The sequence below is a fragment of the Rhizobium sp. CC-YZS058 genome, from assembly GCF_034720595.1.
GTDB lineage: Bacteria > Pseudomonadota > Alphaproteobacteria > Rhizobiales > Rhizobiaceae > Ferranicluibacter.
The window spans coordinates 117,715-136,836 of the sequence record NZ_JAYESJ010000003.1 but is presented as its reverse complement, the minus strand read 5'-3'; the positions used below and the strand labels follow the sequence as shown (position 1 = coordinate 136,836).

General features: G+C 63.5%; 17 protein-coding genes. 15 read left to right on the top strand and 2 right to left on the bottom strand.

The features are described 5' to 3' along the window. Positions 1-16 precede the first annotated feature (16 nt). The 4 genes from U8330_RS21325 to U8330_RS21310 are packed head-to-tail and all read left to right on the top strand — an operon-like array spanning position 17 to position 3,830. Complete coding sequence (locus U8330_RS21325; RefSeq protein ID WP_323107590.1) at positions 17-904, top strand: sugar ABC transporter permease; 888 nt, start codon at positions 17-19, stop codon at positions 902-904. Beyond that, complete coding sequence (locus U8330_RS21320) at positions 901-1,755, top strand: carbohydrate ABC transporter permease (protein WP_323107589.1); 855 nt, start codon at positions 901-903, stop codon at positions 1,753-1,755. The genes U8330_RS21325 and U8330_RS21320 overlap by 4 nt, the downstream gene beginning before the upstream one ends. 12 nt (positions 1,756-1,767) lie before the next feature. Further along, positions 1,768-2,877, top strand: a complete 1,110-nt coding sequence (locus tag U8330_RS21315) for a sn-glycerol-3-phosphate ABC transporter ATP-binding protein UgpC (protein ID WP_323107588.1) — start codon at positions 1,768-1,770, stop codon at positions 2,875-2,877. Then, entirely contained in the window at positions 2,874-3,830 is a 957-nt protein-coding gene (locus tag U8330_RS21310; RefSeq protein WP_323107587.1) for a sugar kinase, read from the top strand. Before U8330_RS21315 ends, U8330_RS21310 begins: the two co-directional genes overlap by 4 nt. On the opposite strand, the gene U8330_RS21305 is transcribed toward U8330_RS21310, so the two are convergent. Both U8330_RS21305 and U8330_RS21300 read right to left on the bottom strand, forming a co-directional pair. After that, positions 3,827-4,990 (bottom strand): ROK family protein, encoded by a 1,164-nt coding sequence (locus U8330_RS21305; RefSeq protein WP_323107586.1) that lies wholly within the window; start codon positions 4,988-4,990, stop codon positions 3,827-3,829. The two genes, U8330_RS21310 and U8330_RS21305, sit on opposite strands and share 4 nt — an antisense overlap. 144 nt (positions 4,991-5,134) lie before the next feature. Beyond that, on the bottom strand, positions 5,135-6,208 hold the full coding sequence (locus tag U8330_RS21300) for a phosphosugar isomerase (RefSeq protein ID WP_323107585.1): 1,074 nt from the start codon (positions 6,206-6,208) through the stop codon (positions 5,135-5,137). Positions 6,209-6,330: 122 nt separating this feature from the next. On the opposite strand from U8330_RS21300, the gene U8330_RS21295 reads away from it, so the two are divergent. From U8330_RS21295 to nirD, 11 genes are all read left to right on the top strand, one after another. Continuing rightward, entirely contained in the window at positions 6,331-7,491 is a 1,161-nt protein-coding gene (locus U8330_RS21295) for a DSD1 family PLP-dependent enzyme (RefSeq protein WP_323107584.1), read from the top strand. A 296-nt stretch (positions 7,492-7,787) separates the two neighbouring features. Next, positions 7,788-8,285: an ABC transporter ATP-binding protein gene (locus U8330_RS21290; protein WP_323107583.1), complete on the top strand. Its 498-nt coding sequence runs from the start codon at positions 7,788-7,790 to the stop codon at positions 8,283-8,285. Between the two features lie 164 nt (positions 8,286-8,449). After that, positions 8,450-9,100: a DUF2461 family protein gene (locus tag U8330_RS21285; RefSeq protein ID WP_323107582.1), complete on the top strand. Its 651-nt coding sequence runs from the start codon at positions 8,450-8,452 to the stop codon at positions 9,098-9,100. 4 nt (positions 9,101-9,104) lie between these two features. Then, a complete protein-coding gene (locus tag U8330_RS21280; protein WP_323107581.1) occupies positions 9,105-10,169 on the top strand; it encodes a spore photoproduct lyase family protein in 1,065 nt (354 codons plus the stop codon). Between the two features lie 682 nt (positions 10,170-10,851). Further along, positions 10,852-11,445 carry an ANTAR domain-containing response regulator gene (locus U8330_RS21275; protein ID WP_323107580.1) on the top strand — a complete coding sequence of 198 codons (594 nt, stop codon included), beginning with the start codon at positions 10,852-10,854 and terminating at the stop codon, positions 11,443-11,445. A gap of 25 nt (positions 11,446-11,470) precedes the next feature. Then, positions 11,471-12,751 (top strand): CmpA/NrtA family ABC transporter substrate-binding protein, encoded by a 1,281-nt coding sequence (locus U8330_RS21270; RefSeq protein WP_416236951.1) that lies wholly within the window; start codon positions 11,471-11,473, stop codon positions 12,749-12,751. Between the two features lie 348 nt (positions 12,752-13,099). Continuing rightward, positions 13,100-14,392: a CmpA/NrtA family ABC transporter substrate-binding protein gene (locus U8330_RS21265; RefSeq protein ID WP_323107579.1), complete on the top strand. Its 1,293-nt coding sequence runs from the start codon at positions 13,100-13,102 to the stop codon at positions 14,390-14,392. Positions 14,393-14,471: 79 nt separating this feature from the next. Continuing rightward, the gene (gene ntrB, locus U8330_RS21260; protein WP_323107578.1) at positions 14,472-15,368 is read left to right on the top strand and encodes a nitrate ABC transporter permease; all 897 of its coding nucleotides are present in this window, start codon (positions 14,472-14,474) and stop codon (positions 15,366-15,368) included. Positions 15,369-15,379: 11 nt separating this feature from the next. Further along, positions 15,380-16,177 (top strand): ABC transporter ATP-binding protein, encoded by a 798-nt coding sequence (locus tag U8330_RS21255; RefSeq protein ID WP_323107577.1) that lies wholly within the window; start codon positions 15,380-15,382, stop codon positions 16,175-16,177. Positions 16,178-16,182: 5 nt separating this feature from the next. Next, on the top strand, positions 16,183-18,633 hold the full coding sequence (nirB, locus tag U8330_RS21250; protein ID WP_323107576.1) for a nitrite reductase large subunit NirB: 2,451 nt from the start codon (positions 16,183-16,185) through the stop codon (positions 18,631-18,633). Between the two features lie 4 nt (positions 18,634-18,637). Next, positions 18,638-18,976, top strand: coding sequence for a nitrite reductase small subunit NirD (gene nirD, locus U8330_RS21245; protein WP_323107575.1), 339 nt, complete (start codon positions 18,638-18,640; stop codon positions 18,974-18,976). Positions 18,977-19,122 lie beyond the last annotated feature (146 nt).

Genomic DNA, 19,122 nt, shown 5'->3' with positions numbered 1-19,122 from the left:
CTTTTCCGGAGCCCGCATGTCCTTCAGACGCCACCTCCCGCATTATCTGATGATCGCGCCGTTCATGATCCTGTTCGCCGCCTTCTTCCTCTACCCGATCGTCAGTGGCCTGTTCTACAGCTTCCATGACTGGAACGGCGTGCAGCCGCCGGTCTATGTCGGCCTTGGCAATTACGCGAAGATCCTGCAGTCGCGCGATTTCAATCGGGCGATGATCAATCTCGCGACTTACATCGCCCTGACCGTACCGCTCGGCATCCTCGCTGCGCTCGGGCTGGCGCTGCTCGTCGACAGCTTCACGCCACGCTGGTCGAACGTCTTTCGCAATGCCTTCTTCATGCCGGTCGTGCTCCCCGCCTTCCTTTCGGCCACGATTTGGCGCTGGATCTATGCGCCCAATTTTGGCCTGCTCAACACGATCCTCGGCATGTTCGGCGTCGGGTCGGTCAATTTCCTCAATGATACGGGCACGATGCTTTATGCCCTGATCGCCGTCGACATCTGGGTTTCGGCTGGCTTCAACATGGTGATCATCCTCGCTGGGCTGAAGAACATCCCGACCGAGCTCTACGAGGCAGCGCGGCTCGACGGCGCCTCGAAGTGGCAGCAGACCGTGTTCGTCACCCTTCCCATGCTTGGGCCGGTGCTGTTCTTCGTCTTCACCTACGGCTTCATCTCGGCCATGCAGGTTTTCGACAAGCCCTGGCTGCTGACCGGCTCGTCCTTCGCGAGCTACGGCGGACGGCGCAACGCGCTGCTGTTCCCGGTGATGGACATGATGGGCCGCGCCTTTGGCGGCGTGAAATTCGGCGAGGCCGCCGCCTACGGCTTCCTCCTCACCGTCGCCATCGTCGCCGTGACCGCCCTGATGTTTGCCGTTCGGTCCTGGAGAGAGCGCACATGATCGCCGTCCCACGCCGCAACAACAAGGGCCTCGCCTGGACGGTGTTCCGGTTTGCGTTGGCGCTCTTGATCGCGCTGATCGCCATCTTCCCCATCTGGTGGATGCTCAACGTCGTCTTCGCCCATCCGGGAGAACCGGTCTCGCTCAATCCGCGGCTCTGGCCGACCTCGCTCTCGGCCGGCCTCTCCAAGATTCAGGCCATCCTCGCCGAGACCGGATATCTCCGCGCCTACGGCGTGTCGGTTGCCTATGCGTTGCTGACGATCCTCGGCGTGCTCGCCGTCGCCTCGCTCGCCGCCTTCGAATTCGCGCTTTTCGACTTTCCTGGCCGACGGCTGTTCTTCGCCGTCGTGCTGCTGGCGCTCATGGTGCCGACGGCAGTGACGATCATCCCGACTTATCTCCTCACCTCGCGCCTCGGCTGGCTCAATACGATGCAGGGCCTTGTCGTGCCCGGCCTTGCCTCAGCCTTCGGTCTCTTCATGCTCGTCCAGTTCATGCGCGCCATTCCGAAGGACATGATCGAAGCAGCCAGGCTTGATGGCGCGAGCCACCTGCAGATCTACTGGCACGTGGCTCTGCCGCTCTGCCGAAATGCGCTCGTCACGCTCGCTATCCTCACCTTCATCCAGACCTGGGGCAATTACATGTGGCCGCTGATCATCAGCACCCAGACGGACATGTACACGGTCGGTCAGGTCGTCGGGCTGTACAACTCGCCACTGTCCCACAACACCGTGGATACGGTGATGACCGCCAACCTCCTTGCCGCCCTGCCGCCGCTCATCTTCTTCCTGATCTTCCAGCGCAAGATCGTCGAAGGCGTCGCCATGTCCGGAACCAAAGGCTAATCGGGGCTTCCCATGTCATTCATAGAAATTCGTTCCGTCGGCAAAACTTATGGCTCTGTCCGGGTCCTCGACAATGTCGATCTCACCATCGAGCGCGGCGAATTCGTCGTGTTCGTCGGGCCTTCGGGCTGTGGAAAGTCCACCCTCCTGCGCATGGTATCCGGGCTCGAGACCATTTCAGGCGGCACGATTGCCATCGACGGAGAGGTCGTCAACGACATCGAGCCGGCCGCACGCGGCGTCTCGATGGTCTTCCAGTCCTATGCCCTCTACCCGCACATGACGACCGCTGAAAACGTCTCCTTCGGTCTGCGCATGGCACGCACGCCGAAGCCGGTGATCGCCGAGAGCGTGCGCAAGGTCGCCGATATATTGCGGCTTGGCAGTCTTGTGGATCGTCGTCCGTCGCAGCTTTCCGGCGGCCAGAAGCAGCGCGTGGCGATTGGCCGGGCGATCGTGCGCGAGCCGAGACTGTTTCTCTTCGACGAACCGCTCTCCAATCTCGATGCGGAGCTTCGCGTCCAGATGCGCGCGGAACTCACCGATCTCCACCGCCGGCTTGGCACGACGATGATCTATGTCACCCATGACCAGGTCGAGGCGATGACGCTCGCCGACAAGATGGTGGTGATGAATGGCGGCCGCATCCAGCAGGCGGGCGCGCCGCTGACCCTTTATGACGACCCCGACAATCTTTTCGTGGCCGGTTTCGTCGGGTCGCCGAAAATGAATTTCATCCCGGCCGAAACAAGCTCGGTCACTCCGGCTGGCGTGCATCTCGGGCGCGTCGCCGGTGTCGCGGAGGCTTTCCTGCCGATTGCGGGGCTCGCGGCACCATCGTCCACCGTGACGATCGGCCTGCGGCCGGAACATCTGCGCATCCTCGCCAAGGGGGAGTCCGGATCCGGGCTCGTGCTCGAGGGGCGCGTGACGCTGGTCGAGGAACTCGGCTCGGAAAGCTTCGTCCATATGCAGTTGACCGACGGAACGCGCATCATCGTGCGCTCCGCGCGGCGGGCGGCGGAAGCCCAGGCAACGCTGCGCGTCGAGGCGGATCTCGCCGCAGCGCTGCTCTTTGCCGATGACGGCCTGCGGTTGCGCGGCGGGAGGTCGAACCAATGAGCGTCTCGTCCCCGAGCCCCTCGGCCGGCCTGAGGATCGGCATCGACATCGGCGGCACCAAGACGCATCTCAGAGCAGAGACAAAGGACGGGACGAGCCCTCGCGATTTGATCGTTCCGAGCGCGGAATGGCGGACACGCGACTGGGATGCCGATGCGGCGGCGCTGCTCGCCCTCGTCGCGCGGCTCGCCGGTGGAGCAGCGGTCGCGGCGATCGGTATCGGCGCGCATGGCTGCGACGACGCGCTCGAATGCATGGCGCTCCAGAACGCGCTTGCAGCGCGTGTCGCCACGCCCGTTGCGGTGGTCAATGATGCCGAACTGATGCCGCTCGCGCTCGGCCTTCGCGGCCAGATCGGCGTCGTCGCAGGCACCGGCTCGATTGCCGTCTGCCGTCCGGCGCCGGAGCGGATGATCGTCGCCGGCGGATGGGGCTGGATCATCAGCGACGAAGGCAGCGCAGCGAGCCTCGTGCGCGACGCGGTGCGCGCGGTCGCGCAGCATCTCGACCGCGGCGGGGCGCTGGACGAGCCACTGACCGCCGCGATTCTCGCCGCGCTCGAGGTCGTCTCGGTGCCACGGCTTGGCAGCGTTCTCAACGCGTACCGTTCGGCGGCTGAACTTGGCCGGCATGCGATTGTTGTGTTCGATGCCGCCGAACGCGGCTCGCTACTGGCAGGGAACGTGATCCTGCGCGGCGGGCGGCTGCTTGCCGAACTGCCGGCGATCCTCGATGCGCGCGAGGCTGGCGCCGCACATGTGGTGGCCGGCGGCAGCGTGATCGCTGCCCAACCGCGTCTATGGCAGGCCTTCGTTGAAGGACTCGGCATCGCGGCCCCTCATCTCAAGGCTCATCTCTTCACCGGCAGCCCGGTCCAGGGCGCTTGCTATCTCGCCCAAACACTCACGGAGCAAACCGCCTCCGATACGTCCCGGATGGCCGCGATGCCCTAACCAACGCGCCTGCGATGCTCGTCGCCGGTCAGCATTTTGACGGCGCGCCGCATGGCAAGCTGCGAGGCGCCGAGCACTGTGCCTCGCACCGGCAATTCCGTGGTAATCACCTCGGTCGGCCAGGCGAGCTCTGCGATCAGGTCCTCGATGATCGGCACGAGAATACCGTTTTGCCCGACCCCGCCGCCAAGGACGATCAGTCCAGGATCGCAGATCGCGACGACGGACGCGGCGACGAGCCCGATATCCCGGGCATGGCGCTCGACATGACGGAGTGCAGAAGGCGCGCCCTCGTCCGCGAGACGGAACAGGTCTCGGGCATCGTTCGGCGCCGGCGTTGTCTCCGTCCAGTCGGCTCGGACTCGCTCCATGAGCGAGAGCGAGCTGATGTGATCCTCGAGCCCGCGCCGGCGAGGCCTGGACTTCGGGGCAAAGGGGAAGGGGAGGCGGGTCACTTCCCCCGCTGCGCCGTTCGCGCCGCGCAAAAGGCGACCCTCATGGATCAGGCCAAGGCCGATGTTGACGCCGACCTGCAGGAAAGCGAAGGAGGAGCGGCCCCTGGCCGCACCCAGATCCATCTCGGCGATCGCAGCACAATTCACGTTGTTCTCGAGCACGATCTCGGCGCCGGCACTGTCGCCGATCGAGGCCTTGATCTCGTCCAGCCCGGAGGCAAGTTCCGGGTGATTTTCCGAAACGATGACCGGGACCGCGAGTGAGATCGCTCGCAATGGGCGGCGGGGATTGCTCTCCAGCTGGCGAAGTTCCTGCAGTGCAGTCTGCACGGCCTTGCCAGTGTCGCGGGTCATCCGACCAGCTGGCGGCAAAGGCTGGTCCACCTCGGCGAGGATGGTTCCGTCCAATGTCTGTGCGATCGCGCGCACCTGAGTGACGCCCGCATCGACGCCGATCACATAACCGACCTCATGGCCAAGGCCGTAGAGTGTCGCGGTGCGCCCAGTCGCGCCCTGGGTCGTGCCGGTCGGATGGACGAGGCCAAGATTGCTGAGTTCCAGGATGGCGGCCGACATGGTCGGTTTGGAGAATTCCAGTGCGCTCGACAGCATCGGGCGGGTGGCCTGGCCCACCTCGACGATACGGTGAAAGACCGCCCGGGCGCTCTCGGTCAGGGGCAAGGGGAAATCGACGGGTCGGGTCAAGAAGGCTCGCTGTGGGAAGAGGCAGACGCTGCCATTCTAGTGCTGATTGGCACAGCTTGTCACGCAGAGCGCGCCTCGGCGGTGAGCAGCCATCGACGGATGGTCAGGCCTGCGACGGGGCGCCGTCGCAGGCCACAGGCGGGCTCAGGCGTGATCGGCCAACGGCAGCTTGGTGTCCGTCTGGCGGTAGCGGAACTCGCATTTCGGCAGGCCGACGCCCTCGGCGAGATCCTGCATCATGATCTGCGTGGGAAGGGCTGCATAGATGGCGGCCAGGATCCCGTTTTTCGTGGCCGGAATGCGGATCACGACGAGGTTTTCGCGATCGTCGACCGAAGCGCTTGTCACCAACACAGTCGGTATACCGAAGCCTGAGAGGTCCTCCGCCAGTTGCCGCTCCCGGCCGTCGCCGAAAAGGATGACGCCCGTGTTGGCATCGTTCGGCTCCATCGGGCCATGAAGGTAGTTGAGCGTGTCCCAGTTCTGTGCCGGAACGCGCACGGCCTCGCGCAGCAACAACGCCGCGTAGCCGGCTGTGCCGAGCTGGGCGTTGGCGCCCACACAGTCGATCGACCGCTTGCCGGCAAGAAGCGCGCTCGCCTTCCTGACCGAATCGGCGATCGTCGTGCCGAGCGTCTCGAAATCGTCGGCAAGTGCGTCCCAGTTCGTGTTGGATGGCTGACCTTCTCGATCTGCGATCAGGCCAAGCGCCAGCAGGGAGCCGAGATAGCTCGTCGTGTTCGGGCCGCTGTCGATGCCGCTGCCGGTGCCGATCATCGTGCCGACAGCCGCGGCCAGCGGGCTTTCGGCCGTCTTGGCGATGCCGATGGTCACGGCCTTGTCGCGAAGGCCGGCGGCTTTGGCAGGCTCGACGCTTCGTCCGGAAGCGGAGACGGCGATATAGGCGTCGGCTGCATTGTCGGCAGCGTCATAGAGCTCGCCACCGGCGAAGGCGAAGGCGCGCAGGCCTTGGCGGCGGAACTGAGCCGCGGCAACAAGGCCGGCGTAGAAGCTGGCGCCGATGCCGACGATGGCGATCGTGCCCGCGCGAAGCGCTGCAAGATCGGACGTTTGCAGAGTTCTGCGAAGACTGACGAGTGCTTCTCGCAGGGCTTGAGGTTGTTGCGCGACTGCGTCGCGAAAGGGCAAACGCTCCAAAACGATCTCCTTGATAGGCTGCGGACTGGCGGCCGGGCCGGTGTTGCGGGCATCGACCATCGGATCCGGAGGCGCACCAGGGCCTGCCTGGAAGCCGTCGGTCCCGATACTGGACAGGGCCTATGCGAGTTAGTAATGTAAACTAACTAATCTGTAAATTGCTTTTCTGGAGGAGCGACGCGATGCTCGAGATCGAAACGGTTGGCGAACCCGGAGGCGAGGTCGGCTATGACATGCCCTGCACCGTCGGCGATCGGTTCGACCAGATCGAGACGCCGGCGCTTGTGATCGATCTCGACGCGTTCGAGCGGAACGTCGCCCGGATGCGCGTGGCGAGTGAGCAGATGGGCGTGCGGCTCCGAGCCCACGCGAAAACCCACAAATCGGCAGCGATCGCGCTCTATCAAATGGAGGCAGGCGGCGCATGCGGCGTTTGCTGCCAGAAGGTGGCGGAAGCAGAAGTGCTGGTGCGAGGCGGCGTCGCGGACATTCTCGTCTCCAATGAAGTCATCGGAGAAAAGAAGATCGAGCGCCTGGCGCGTCTTGCCGGGAGGGCGCGGATGGCCGTCTGCGTCGATGATGCGGACAATGTCGCCGATCTCTCGCGGATCATGGCGCGCCATGGCGTCTCACTCGACGTGCTCGTCGAAATCGACTGCGGCGCCGGGCGATGCGGCGTGGAGCCGGGCGCATCGGCCGTGGCGCTGGCGCAAGCGGTCGATGCTGCACCGCATCTCGTTTTTGCCGGCATCCAGGCCTATCACGGGAAGGCGCAGCACATAGCGGATCCCGCCGAGCGACGTGCGGCCATTGCGGCCTCGACGGAGAAGGCTGCCCGGACCGTCTCCATGTTGGCCGACGTCGGCTTGATTTGCCGCATTGTCGGCGGGGCAGGCACCGGGAGCTTCGACCTCGAGGGGACCTCCGGTCTCTATACAGAGCTGCAATGCGGCTCTTATATCTTCATGGACGCGGATTACGCGCGGATCATCGGGCAAGGGGGTGGTCCGCTTGGCGGCTTCGAGCATGCGCTCTTTGTTCTGACATCGGTGATGAGCCGCGCTGCACCCGGCCGCGTCGTCTGCGATGCCGGGCTGAAGGCCCATGCTGTCGATAGCGGCCTGCCAACTGTCTTCGGCCGCCCCGATCTTGCCTTCAGCGGAATATCAGACGAGCATGGCCAGATCGACGACCCGGCAGGTACGCTTCGTCTTGGCGAGCGGCTCAAACTCGTGCCGGGCCATTGTGATCCTACCGTCAATCTCCATGACTGGTATGTCGGCCTGCGCCGCGATCGCGTCGAGACGCTCTGGCCGGTGACGGCACGCGGCAAGATCTGGTAGGGCTCTCAGGGCGAGATCATGCCCTTGAACAGGCATGGTGGACAGCGCCCGAGCCTCGTCGACCGATCCTCCCGTCGCGCGCCAACGACGGGTGCTGTCGAGACGACATTCGGCCGTCACCTCGCCACTCTGCGGATCGCCGATACGCCGAGCAGACGTCGTTGACGGTCCCAAGACTGTCTGGGCGACCGCAACCAGAACCGACATATTTACAGCGCGACGACCATTCAGACCTTCTGCCCTGCAAACGTCACACACCCGAAAGACGCAATCAAAATACCTATAATCTCCATCATATGCTGCGAAAGGTCATTTTTCCCTGGCTGGTGCAATGGGTCATCGCGTCCTTGCGGATCGGCATTGGCCTTTCGCTGATCGGCGCCGTCGTGACAGAGCTGATCGGCTCCTTCGAGAACCATCTCCCGCACGAGCTGTCGGGCGGCATGCGGCAGCGCGTTGCCCTCGGCCGTCTCATGGCCTACGAGCCGCACCTCTATCTGCTTGACGAGCCGTTCGGTGCCTTGGATTCGCAAACCAAAGCCGCCATGGGCCGAGAGCTGCTGCGCGTCTGGTCCCGCCACAAGGCGTCCGTTCTCTTCGTGACTCATGACATCGAAGAGGCTGTCACGCTGTCCGACCGCGTCATCGTGTTCTCCTCCAGACCAGGCCGGATCAAGCTCGACCTTGCGATCGACCTCGAACGCCCGCGCGATCCCGTCGCGCTGCGAAGGAATGCCCGTTTTCGGGATTTGACGGAGCGGGTCTGGGCGTCGCTCGATCATTTCGAGATCTGACACGGCCAAGGTGGCGACAGGGCCGCCGTCCGGTCTCCACCCGCAAGCGTCCCCGCAACGACCGGTCGGTCAGCATACAGCGGCTTCGAACATATTTCTGTTCCTTTTCTGTTCCAGTGCTGCGTCAAGAGTGCGAGCAGTGGTAAGGTGCGTTCGGAACGGAAATGATCGATCAATCGACCTTGAACTTTCTGTCGGAGGCTTCCTGCGATCAGGGAGCCGAGTGGCTCAGCGACAACGAGAGCCGGCTCAAGTCCGCGCGGCGTGACCTGATGGAGTTGACATCGCAGCTGATCGCACGTGCCGGCTTGCTGGATCCTCGCATTATGGAAGCCAACCTTGACCCGCGAAAATGCCTGGCCAGAGCACCGATCGCGAAGGGAATAGGGTCGATTGCCGTGCGGGTATCGCGCTCGAAGAATGCGGCCGCGACCTACTTCATGCGGATTTCACCCGGCTGTTCCTACAGTGGGGGCGGCGCGTTGTTGCCTCCGCCGCGCCTCGCCCGCATTCTCCGGCAAACGATTGCGAGCCATACCGGGAAATGGCGAGGCATCGTCGAGGGTCCGCTGTTCCGAACATATTTCCCGAATGGCCTGACCGGTGGACACGATGCCGATGCCAAAGGCTATGTCAAAAACCATGATGCGCTCGATTTTTTCAACCTGAAGAACTTTGGTGCCTGTCGCAGCGTTTCGGACGAGAGATTGATGTCCACCAGCCTGGTAGAAGAAACCGTCAAATCCTTCGCCGCTGCCCGCGCCCTGGTCGATTACATCAATCGTGCCACGACGAGGCTTCCCGAGGCTGGATAACCGCATGGCGCTTCCCCGCACACTGATCGACCCCACGCTGATCTACATGGAACCGACTGTTCGCGACTATCCTTGCGGTCGCGAGGTCCTTGCCCGGTTTCCCGACGCAAAGCGCGTCGAGGTCGCAAGCCATTGGAACATCCCGCAACTTTCGGATCCAGCGCTCGCCGAGGATTGGCTTAAAGTGAAGCGCGACACGCTGGTCCTGGGTGTCAAGAAGGGTGTTGCCATGCGGCCGAATGGTCGTTCGGCCGACTTCATCGCGCCGTCATCATCCAATGGGTGCGCGATGGCGTGTGCCTATTGCTACGTCGGGCGGCGGAAAGGCTATGCCAATCCGATCAGCATCTTCGTCAACATCGACGATATCACCCGTGCGCTGACCCGCCATGCCAAGAAGCTCGGGCCAAAGACGGAGCCGAACACGATCGATCCGATCGACTGGGTCTATGACCTCGGCGAGAACGGCGATCTCTCGGTCGATGCGTCTCTGTCCGACAATGTCCGCGATCTCGTCGCAGCGTTCCGTTCGATTCCCGGCGCCAAGGGCTCGTTTGCCACCAAATATGTCAACCGCGACCTTCTCAACTACGATCCCCAGGGCCGCACGCGGGTTCGCTTCTCCCTCATGCCCGAAACCATCGCCAAGATCGTCGACATCCGTACCTCGCCCATGAGTGAGCGGATCGCCTCCATCAACGACTTCGTCGCAGCAGGATACGAGGTCCACGTCAACTTCTCGCCGGTCATCGTCCATGAAACCTGGGAGGCGGAATGGAAGGGCCTGTTTTCCGAGCTTAACGACGTTCTTTCGCCGGCAGCGAAAGCGCAGCTCAAATGCGAAATCATCTTTCTCACGCACAATGAAGGGCTGCACGAGGTCAATCTGCAATGGCATCCTCGTGCGGAAGAGTGGCTATGGCGGCCAGACATCCAGGAGCAGAAGTGGAGCCAGTCCGGCATGCGGAACCTGCGCTATAAGGCGGCCTGGAAACGGCAATGGCTCGATCGTTTCATCGGTTGGCTCGGTGACGCCATGCCTTACTGCGAGGTTCGCTACGCGTTCTGAGAGGAGAGGGTTCAATCTTGCTTTGGACCTTCGCCGTTCGACTTTCGCAGACCTTGATCCGATCGATGATGACCAGCACGCCGACATGGCCGGCCTCTTCGGATGGACATCTCTGATCGGTGCGTCGAGATCGGGACCGAAGCGGCGAGGTGATATCGGTCAGCTTCGCCGGCCCGGATCAAGGGAAGGAACGAGATCTGGCAATTGGCGGGATGTATCAAGTCGCCCGGTGCCTAAACGGCAAGCGTGGCAGCCCCAGTCGCGGCGACGGGAAGACTGGTCGTCCAGCGGAAAACCGGGCGCCAGCCGCCTTGCTCTTGAATGAAGGGCCAGAGCCGCTGCAGTCCAGATGTGATGGTAAGGTCGAGTGGTCGAGCCTTCGTCAGGAGAGACCGATCAACAGAACCTGTTCTCCGAGAGGTCGATGAGGAAAACTGGCTCGAAAATTGCGTGCGTTCAGAAAATAGATGAGGGGAACCGAGCGCGTGTCACCTCGAGCCCAGTAGCCTTGGACGTTGGCGTGTCGTGACGAGGCACGAACAACGATGATGATTGCAGATGAGGGGGAGGATGTGATCGCCATACCGTGGAGACGCTGTGCTTCTGGATTCAGGCTGCGTCCTGCGTCCTGCATAGGCATCGCTGTTCTCAAACACGCAACGGCGGCAGGCCTCCGTTGCCGATGACGAAGAAATCCATTGATCTGAGGATCCTGGTCATCGATGAAAACACCATCCGCGCTTCGATCATCGAGGAGGGATTGAAGGAGGCAGGGCATCTGCAGGTCAGTGTGATCCACGAAATGCAGGGGGTGGCACGGCTGATCGAGACGATGGATCCCGACGTGATCATCATCGACATCGAGAACCCCAATCGGGACATGATGGAGCACATGTTCCAGCTGACCCGCATGATCTCTCGGCCGATCGCCATGTTCGTCGATCGCTCGGACACGGCGTCCATCGAGGCGGCGGTCGATGCCGGCGTCTCGGCCTATGTCGTCGACGGGCTGAAGAAGGAGAGGATCAAGCCGATCCTCGACATGGCCGTCAGCCGCTTCAACGCTTTCAGCCGCCTCCAGCGCGAGCTGGCCGAAGCGCGGACGGCGCTCGAGGAGCGCAAGGTCATCGAGCGCGCCAAGGGGATCCTGATGAAGATGCGGGGCCTGAGCGAGGAGCAGGCGTTCGCCCTGCTCCGCCAGACCGCGATGAACGAAAAGAAAAAGCTGGCCGACATCGCCCAAAGCGTGGTGACGGCGGCAGGGCTGCTGCTGTGATCGCGGCCTGGAAGGGAGACTGCAGGTGAACGAGAGGATTGCGACCGGCTCGATCGACACGCTCATTCCGGCACCCGTGCGCGGCGCCGGCAGGGAGCAGAAGACGCTGAGGGCAGGCTTTATCCCGCTGATGGACGCTTCGATCCTGATCGTTGCGGCGGAGCAGGGGTTTGCCGAGCGAGAGGGACTGCGCCTCGATCTGGTTCGGGACGTCACCTGGGCCAATGTCCGCGATCGGCTCGCCTTCCGCCAGTTCGACATCGCCCATATGCTCTCGCCGATGCCCGTTGCCGCCATGCTGGGCTTGGGCTCCAATCCCTCTCCCACCATCGCGCCCTTCTCGCTTGGCCGCGGCGGCAATGCGATCACGCTGTCCGTCCGGATCTTCGAGCAAATCAAAGCCCTGACCGGACTTGCCGATGACGCCGATGCGCGTGCGACGGCCAACGCCCTGGCCGCCTTGCTCGCGGACCGACGCGCGCGCGGCGAGGCGGTGCCGACCTTCGGCATGACCTATCCCTTCTCCTCGCACAATTACGAGTTCCGTTACTGGCTTGCCGCCGGGGGCATCGACCCGGATCGGGATGTGAAGCTGGTGGTGGTTCCGCCGCCCCTGACCTCGGATGCGCTCGCCGCAGGCGCGATCGATGGCTTCTGCGTCGGCGCACCGTGGAACATGATCGCATCCGAGCGAGGCACGGGGCGCATCGTGGCGGCCAAGCAGGATATCTGGCCGCTGGCGCCGGAGAAGGTGCTGGGCCTGCGCCCGGATTGGGCCGCGGCCAATGCCGATACGGTCTCCCGCCTCATCGTCGCGCTCGATCGCGCCGCGCGCTGGTGCGACGATCCCGACCATCACACCGAGCTCGCCGAGATCCTGAGCGCGCCCGCCTACCTTGCCGCACCGACGACAATCATCCGGCGCGTGCTCAGCGGCGAGTTCAGTCTCGATGCGCAGGGTACGAAACGGCATATCCCCGACTATTTCCTCTTCCACCGCGGAGCCGCCAACGATCCGCGTCCCGATCAGGCAAGCTGGATCTACAGCCAGATGATCCGCTGGGGACAAACCGGTTTCAGCAGCGAGGGCGAAGCCGGCGCCAGGAGCGCGTTCCGGCCCGACCTTTACCGCGCAGCACTTGGCAATGAGGCCGATCTCGCCGATCCTGCGTCAGAGCGAGGACCGGGGGGCTATGATGGCTTCCTAGACGGCAGGCTCTTCGATCCCGCCGATCTCAACGCCTATGTCGAAGGTTTCCCCGTCCGCACCACCTTGCCCGCGGATGGGGACGCGGGCGAAACCTGATTGATCGGTCTGCACAGAGCGCAGGCATTTGCATCCGATAGGCGACTGCAGATCGTGCAACAGGCCTTTCTGCCCGCGCGATAAGCGCAGCTAACTCCGCGGAACACGAGCCGGTCCTCTGGTTTTTCGCCTAGCATTCATCTGGCATAGGCCTTGCATCGCTCTTTCCGTCCACGATCAACGGCGATCGCAGGACGGATGAGCGCCTCACCCGGCGCAGATAACCATCAGACACCGACGTCGCAGGCTTCCTCGCTGTCCGGCCCTTTCGCCAGGCATCAGCAGGAAAGCACGCGGCGTTTTTTTGTTTTTCCGGATCTCCGTCGAACGCCAGAGGGGCCAAGAACCATGACGAAGAACACAGGACCGAGCATTTCCCGCCGTCAGATCCTCAAGGTAAGCGCCGCTGCGGCTGTCGTCAGCGCTGTGCGCGCGGCCTTCCCCTCGGGCGCCTTTGCCGCGGGACGTGGGCCGGAAGTGCCAGGCATCAAGCTCGGCTATATCGCGCTGACCGATGCGGCACCGCTCATCATCGCCAAGGAGAAGGGACTGTTCGAGAAACATGGCCTGCCGGATGTGGAGCTTTTGAAGCAGGCTTCCTGGGGTGCCACGCGCGACAATCTGGTGCTCGGCGGTGCGGCGAACGGGATCGATGGCGCCCATATCCTCACCCCCATGCCCTACCTCATCTCGACCGGCAAGGTGACGCAGAACAATGTGCCGGTGCCGATGTCGATCGTGGCGCGCCTCAACCTCGACAGCCAGGGCATCTCGGTTGCCAAGGACTATGCCGGCACGGGGGTTCAGCGTGACGCATCGAAGCTGAAGGACGCCTTCGCCGCCAAGAAGGCGGCCGGCGGGGAAATCAAGGTCGCGATGACCTTCCCTGGCGGCACGCACGATCTCTGGATCCGCTACTGGCTCGCAGCCGGCGGCATTCATCCGGACAAGGACGTCTCGACCATCGTCGTGCCGCCGCCGCAGATGGTGGCCAACATGAAGGTCGGCAACATGGACGCCTTCTGCGTCGGCGAGCCATGGAACGAGCAGCTCGTGAACCAGGGCATCGGCTTCACCGCCTGCACCACTGGCGAGCTTTGGAAAGGCCATCCGGAAAAGGCGCTCGGACTGCGCAGCGATTGGATCGAGACGAACCCGAACGCCGCGAAGGCGCTGATGATGGCCGTGATGGAGGCTCAGATCTGGGCCGACAGCATGGACAACAAGGAAGAAATGTCGGTCATCCTCGGCAAGCGCCAGTGGTTCAACGTGCCGCCGAAGGACGTCGCAGGGCGGCTGAAGGGCACGATCAACTACGGCAACGGACGCGTCGTCGAAGGGTCCGGGCTGGAAATGAAGTTCTGGAAGGACCACGCCTCCTATCCCTTCAAGAGCCATGATCGCTGGTTTCTGACCGAGAACATCCGCTGGGGCAAGTTCGCGCCGGATACGGACATCAAGGGGCTGGTGGACAAGGTCAATCGCGAGGACATCTGGCGGGCGGCGGCCGCCGATCTCGGCATTACCGACATCCCGGCCTCGACCTCCCGCGGCCCCGAGACCTTCTTCGACGGCAAGGTCTTCGACCCGGAACACCCTGAGGCTTACCTCGATAGCCTGACGATCAAGGCGAGCGCGTGACCGCACCGCGCCTGGCTTCACCACGGGCGAGGCGCAACCCCGCGCACACCGACCAACACCTGCCAAGGGAAATGAGACCATGACCGCACCAGCCCGCACAGCCGAGACGCGCGCGAGAGCGTCATTGAACACTGGGACAGGCACCGTCGTCGTGATGACGCCACGGCCTGCCCGCAAGTTCGATGGGATGCGACCGCTTCTCCTCGTCTGTCGCAACGTCCTGCCGCCCGTGGCGGTGCTCGTCGCGCTGCTTGCCATCTGGCAGGCCGCCTGCGCGCAACCGGGCGCAAGCCTGCCTCCACCCTCGCAGGTCTGGAGCGATAGCTACGATCTCATCGCCTATCCCTTCTTCGACTACGGCTCGCAGGATATCGGCCTCGCCTGGCGCGTCCTAGTGTCGCTCGAGCGGGTGGCGATGGGCTTCGGCCTGGCTGCCGTCGTCGGCGTTCTCCTCGGCGCCATCGTCGGCCAGTCGGTCTGGGCGATGCGCGGGCTGGACCCGATCTTCCAGATTCTCCGCACGGTGCCGCCGCTCGCCTGGCTGCCGCTGTCTCTGGCCGCCTTCCAGAACTCCAACCCTTCGGCCGTCTTCGTCATCTTCATCACGTCCATCTGGCCGGTCATCATCAACACCGCCGTCGGCGTCCGCAACATTCCGGACGACTATCGCAACATCGCCCGCGTGCTGAGGCTGAACCCGCTGGAGTTCTTCGTTCGCATCATGGTGCCGGCCGCCGCCCCCTACATCTTCACCGGGCTTCGCATCGGCATCGGCCTGTCCTGGCTCGCGATCGTCGCGGCCGAGATGCTGACCGGAGGCGTCGGCATCGGGTTCTTCATCTGGGATGCCTGGAACTCCTCGCGTCTCTCCGACATCATCGTGGCGCTCGCCTATATCGGCGTGACCGGCTTCGTCCTCGACAAGCTCGTCGCCCTTCTCGGCGCCGTCATCACACGCGGCACAGCCAAGAGCTGAGGAGAGCGATCATGAATGCCTATCTCAAACTCGACCATATCGGCAAAAGCTTCGAGCGCTCCGGCACACGGACCGATGTCTTGAAGGACGTGACGCTCACCATCGGCAGAGGCGAGTTCGTGTCGATCATCGGTCATTCCGGCTGCGGCAAGTCCACGCTCCTGAACCTGATCGCGGGACTGACCGAGGTGTCGTCCGGCGCCATCCTGCTCGAAAACCAGGAGGTCAACGCGCCGGGGCCGGATCGGGCGGTGGTCTTTCAGAACCACTCCCTGCTGCCGTGGCTGACGGTTTACGAGAACGTCAACCTGGCCGTCTCCAAGGTCTTTGCCGGCCGCAAATCCAGGAGCGAAAAGCACGATTGGGTGATGCGCAACCTCGATCTCGTGCAGATGGCCCATGCCAAGGACAAGCGGCCCGCGGAGATCTCCGGCGGCATGAAGCAGCGTGTCGGCATTGCCCGCGCTCTCTCTATGGAACCGAAGATCCTGCTTCTCGACGAGCCCTTCGGCGCCCTCGACGCGCTGACCCGCGCCCATCTCCAGGATGCCGTGATGGACATTCATACCCGGCTCGGCAACACGATCATCATGATCACCCATGACGTGGACGAAGCCGTGCTGCTTTCGGACCGGATCGTCATGATGACCAACGGGCCCGCCGCCCGCATCGGAGAAGTCCTCGACATCCCCATCCCGCGCCCGCGGGACCGGATCGCGCTTGCCGCCGACCGCACCTACCTCAAATCCCGCGAAGCCGTGCTGCGTTTCCTCTACGAACGCCATCGCTTCGTCGAAGCTGCGGAGTAAGAGCCATGGCCCGCAAACTCGTCATCATCGGCAACGGCATGGCGCCTGGCCGCATGCTGGAACACCTGTTCGAACAGGCCCCCGGCCAGTACGACGTCACGATCTTCAACGCCGAGCCGCGCGTCAATTATGACCGCATCATGCTCTCGCCGGTTCTCTCGGGTGAGAAGACCTTCGAGGACATCATCATCCATGGCGATGGCTGGTACGTCCAGAACAACGTGACGCTCTACAAGGGCCATCGGATCGTTGCCATCGACCGTGCGGCGCGCACCGTCACCTCCGATCACGGCGTGACGGAACGCTACGACCGGCTGGTGATCGCCACCGGCTCCGTGCCCTTCATGATCCCCGTGCCCGGCGCGGACCTGCCGGGCGTCATCACCTATCGCGATCTCGACGATGTCGACGCCATGCTACTGGCTGCGCAATCGCGCGAAAAGGCGATTGTCATCGGCGGCGGTCTTCTCGGGTTGGAGGCGGCGGCCGGCCTTGCGCAGCGCGGGATGGATGTGACCGTGCTCCATGTCATGCCGACGCTGATGGAACGCCAGCTCGATCCCGCTGCCGGCTACCTGCTGCAAAGGGCGGTGGAGGAGCGCGGCATCAAGGTCATCACCAAGGCCAACACACGCCGCATTCTCGGAACCGATCGCGTCGAGGGCATCGAGCTCGATACCGGCGCAATCATCCCTGCCACGCTGGTCGTCATGGCGGTCGGGATCAGGCCAAATACGGGTCTGGCAAAGGAGGCCGGCCTGGCGGTCAATCGCGGCATCGTCGTGGATGCCGGAATGCAGACCTCGGATGGCGCCATTATGGCGATCGGCGAATGCGCCGAAGTCGGCGGCATGGTCTACGGCCTTGTCGCGCCTCTCTACGAGATGGCCCGCATCGCTGCCGCGCATCTCGCCGGCGACACGTCGCCGTCCTTCGTCCACTCCGATACGCCGACCAAGCTGAAGGTGACGGGGATCAATCTCTATTCGCTCGGCGATTTCGCCGATGGCGACGACCGCGAGGAGATCGTGCTGCGGGACGCGGCTGCCGGCATCTACAAACGGGTCGTCCTGAAGGACAACCGCATCATCGGCACGGTCCTCTACGGCGAAACCTCCGACGGCGCCTGGTTTAACGAACTGAAGAAGAAGGGCACCGATATTTCCGCCATGCGGGAGACGCTGATCTTCGGCCAGTCGTTCCAGGGCGGTGCGCCGCTGGACCCTATGGCGGCCGTTGCAGCCTTGTCGGATGATGCGGAAATCTGCGGCTGCAACGGCGTATGCAAGGGCAAGATCACCAGTGCGATCACTTCTCATGGCCTTACGACGCTGGACGGCGTGCGCGCCCATACCAAGGCGTCCGCCTCCTGCGGCAGCTGTACCGGCTTGGTCGAGCAACTGATGTCGCTGACGCTGGGCGACGCCTATCATCCGGCCGCTGTCACGCCCATGTGCACCTGCACGGATCTCAGCCATGACGACGTGCGTCGACTGATCAAGGCCAAGGGGCTGAAGACCATTCCTGCCGTCATGCAGGAGCTGGAATGGAAGACCTCCTGCGGCTGTGCCAAATGCCGACCGGCGCTCAACTACTATCTCGTCTGCGATTGGCCGGGCGACTATGCCGACGACTACCAGTCGCGCTTCATCAATGAGCGCGTGCACGCCAATATCCAGAAGGACGGCACCTATTCGGTCGTGCCGCGCATGTGGGGGGGTGTCACCAATTCCGCCGAGCTCCGCGCCATTGCCGATGTAGTGGACAAATTCGAGATCCCGATGGTCAAGGTCACGGGCGGCCAGCGCATCGACCTGCTCGGCATCGAGAAGGAAGACCTGCCCGCCGTCTGGGCCGATCTCGGCAAGGCCGGTTTCATCTCCGGCCAGGCCTATGCCAAGGGGCTGCGGACGGTGAAGACCTGTGTCGGATCGGACTGGTGCCGCTTCGGCACGCAGGATTCGACCGGGCTTGGAATCCGCATCGAGAAATTCATGTGGGGCTCCTGGACGCCGGCCAAGCTCAAGCTCGCCGTGTCCGGCTGTCCCCGCAACTGCGCGGAGGCCACCTGCAAGGATATCGGCGTCATCTGCGTCGACTCCGGCTTCGAGATCCATTTCGCCGGCGCTGCCGGGCTCGACATCAAGGGAACCGATGTTCTGGGGCTGGTGAAGACCGAGGACGAGGCGCTGGAGCATATCGTGGCGCTGACACAGATGTATCGCGAGCAAGCCCGCTATCTCGAGCGCATCTACAAATGGGCCAAGCGCATCGGCCATGACGAGATTCGCCGGCAGATCATGGAGGATGCCGCAAAGCGCCGGGCCTATTTCGAGCGCTTTGTCTTTTCGCAAAAGTTTGCCCAGGTCGACCCGTGGTCGGAGCGTGTGTCGGGCAAGGACAAGCACGAGTTCAAGCCCCTGGCGACGCTCGGTTTCCCTCAGGCAGCGGAGTAGGATCATGACCACGACCTGGATCGCGATCGGCCATCTCGACGACATACCGCTGCGCGGCGCGCGCTGCATCCGCACACCCGCCGGCAGGATCGCCGTGTTCCGCACGGCAGCCGATGAGGTCTTCGCCATCGAGGACCGATGCCCGCACAAGGGCGGTCCGCTGAGCCAGGGCATCGTCCACGGCAAGGCCGTGACCTGCCCCCTGCACAATGTCGTCATCTCGCTGGAAGACGGAAAGGCCTTGGGGGCCGACGAAGGCGAGGTGAAGACGATCCCCTTGCGGAACCTCAATGGACATCTGTCGATCGCGCTGGAGACGACAGCCCTGGTTGCGGCGGAATGAGCGCGATGGCGATCCCTCCTTTCCCGTTCGCCGCCGTGCCTGAGAACATCCCGCCTGGACGCGATCCAGCGAAGGGCGGGAGAGTCGAGCCGAGGGTGGCGCCTGAACGGCACATCCTCGCGGGAAGGCGCATTCGCATGCAGGGG

Excerpts from the sequence above, each read along its gene's own strand:
- U8330_RS21325 (WP_323107590.1), top strand. The coding sequence starts at position 17 with ATGTCCTTCAGACGCCACCTCCCGCATTATCTGATGATCGCGCCGTTC.
- U8330_RS21320 (WP_323107589.1), top strand. The coding sequence starts at position 901 with ATGATCGCCGTCCCACGCCGCAACAACAAGGGCCTCGCCTGGACGGTG.
- U8330_RS21315 (WP_323107588.1), top strand. The coding sequence starts at position 1,768 with ATGTCATTCATAGAAATTCGTTCCGTCGGCAAAACTTATGGCTCTGTC.
- U8330_RS21310 (WP_323107587.1), top strand. The coding sequence starts at position 2,874 with ATGAGCGTCTCGTCCCCGAGCCCCTCGGCCGGCCTGAGGATCGGCATC.
- U8330_RS21300 (WP_323107585.1), bottom strand. The coding sequence starts at position 6,208 with ATGGTCGATGCCCGCAACACCGGCCCGGCCGCCAGTCCGCAGCCTATC.
- U8330_RS21295 (WP_323107584.1), top strand. The coding sequence starts at position 6,331 with ATGCTCGAGATCGAAACGGTTGGCGAACCCGGAGGCGAGGTCGGCTAT.
- U8330_RS21290 (WP_323107583.1), top strand. The coding sequence starts at position 7,788 with ATGCTGCGAAAGGTCATTTTTCCCTGGCTGGTGCAATGGGTCATCGCG.
- U8330_RS21285 (WP_323107582.1), top strand. The coding sequence starts at position 8,450 with ATGATCGATCAATCGACCTTGAACTTTCTGTCGGAGGCTTCCTGCGAT.
- U8330_RS21280 (WP_323107581.1), top strand. The coding sequence starts at position 9,105 with ATGGCGCTTCCCCGCACACTGATCGACCCCACGCTGATCTACATGGAA.
- U8330_RS21275 (WP_323107580.1), top strand. The coding sequence starts at position 10,852 with ATGACGAAGAAATCCATTGATCTGAGGATCCTGGTCATCGATGAAAAC.
- U8330_RS21265 (WP_323107579.1), top strand. The coding sequence starts at position 13,100 with ATGACGAAGAACACAGGACCGAGCATTTCCCGCCGTCAGATCCTCAAG.
- ntrB (WP_323107578.1), top strand. The coding sequence starts at position 14,472 with ATGACCGCACCAGCCCGCACAGCCGAGACGCGCGCGAGAGCGTCATTG.
- U8330_RS21255 (WP_323107577.1), top strand. The coding sequence starts at position 15,380 with ATGAATGCCTATCTCAAACTCGACCATATCGGCAAAAGCTTCGAGCGC.
- nirB (WP_323107576.1), top strand. The coding sequence starts at position 16,183 with ATGGCCCGCAAACTCGTCATCATCGGCAACGGCATGGCGCCTGGCCGC.
- nirD (WP_323107575.1), top strand. The coding sequence starts at position 18,638 with ATGACCACGACCTGGATCGCGATCGGCCATCTCGACGACATACCGCTG.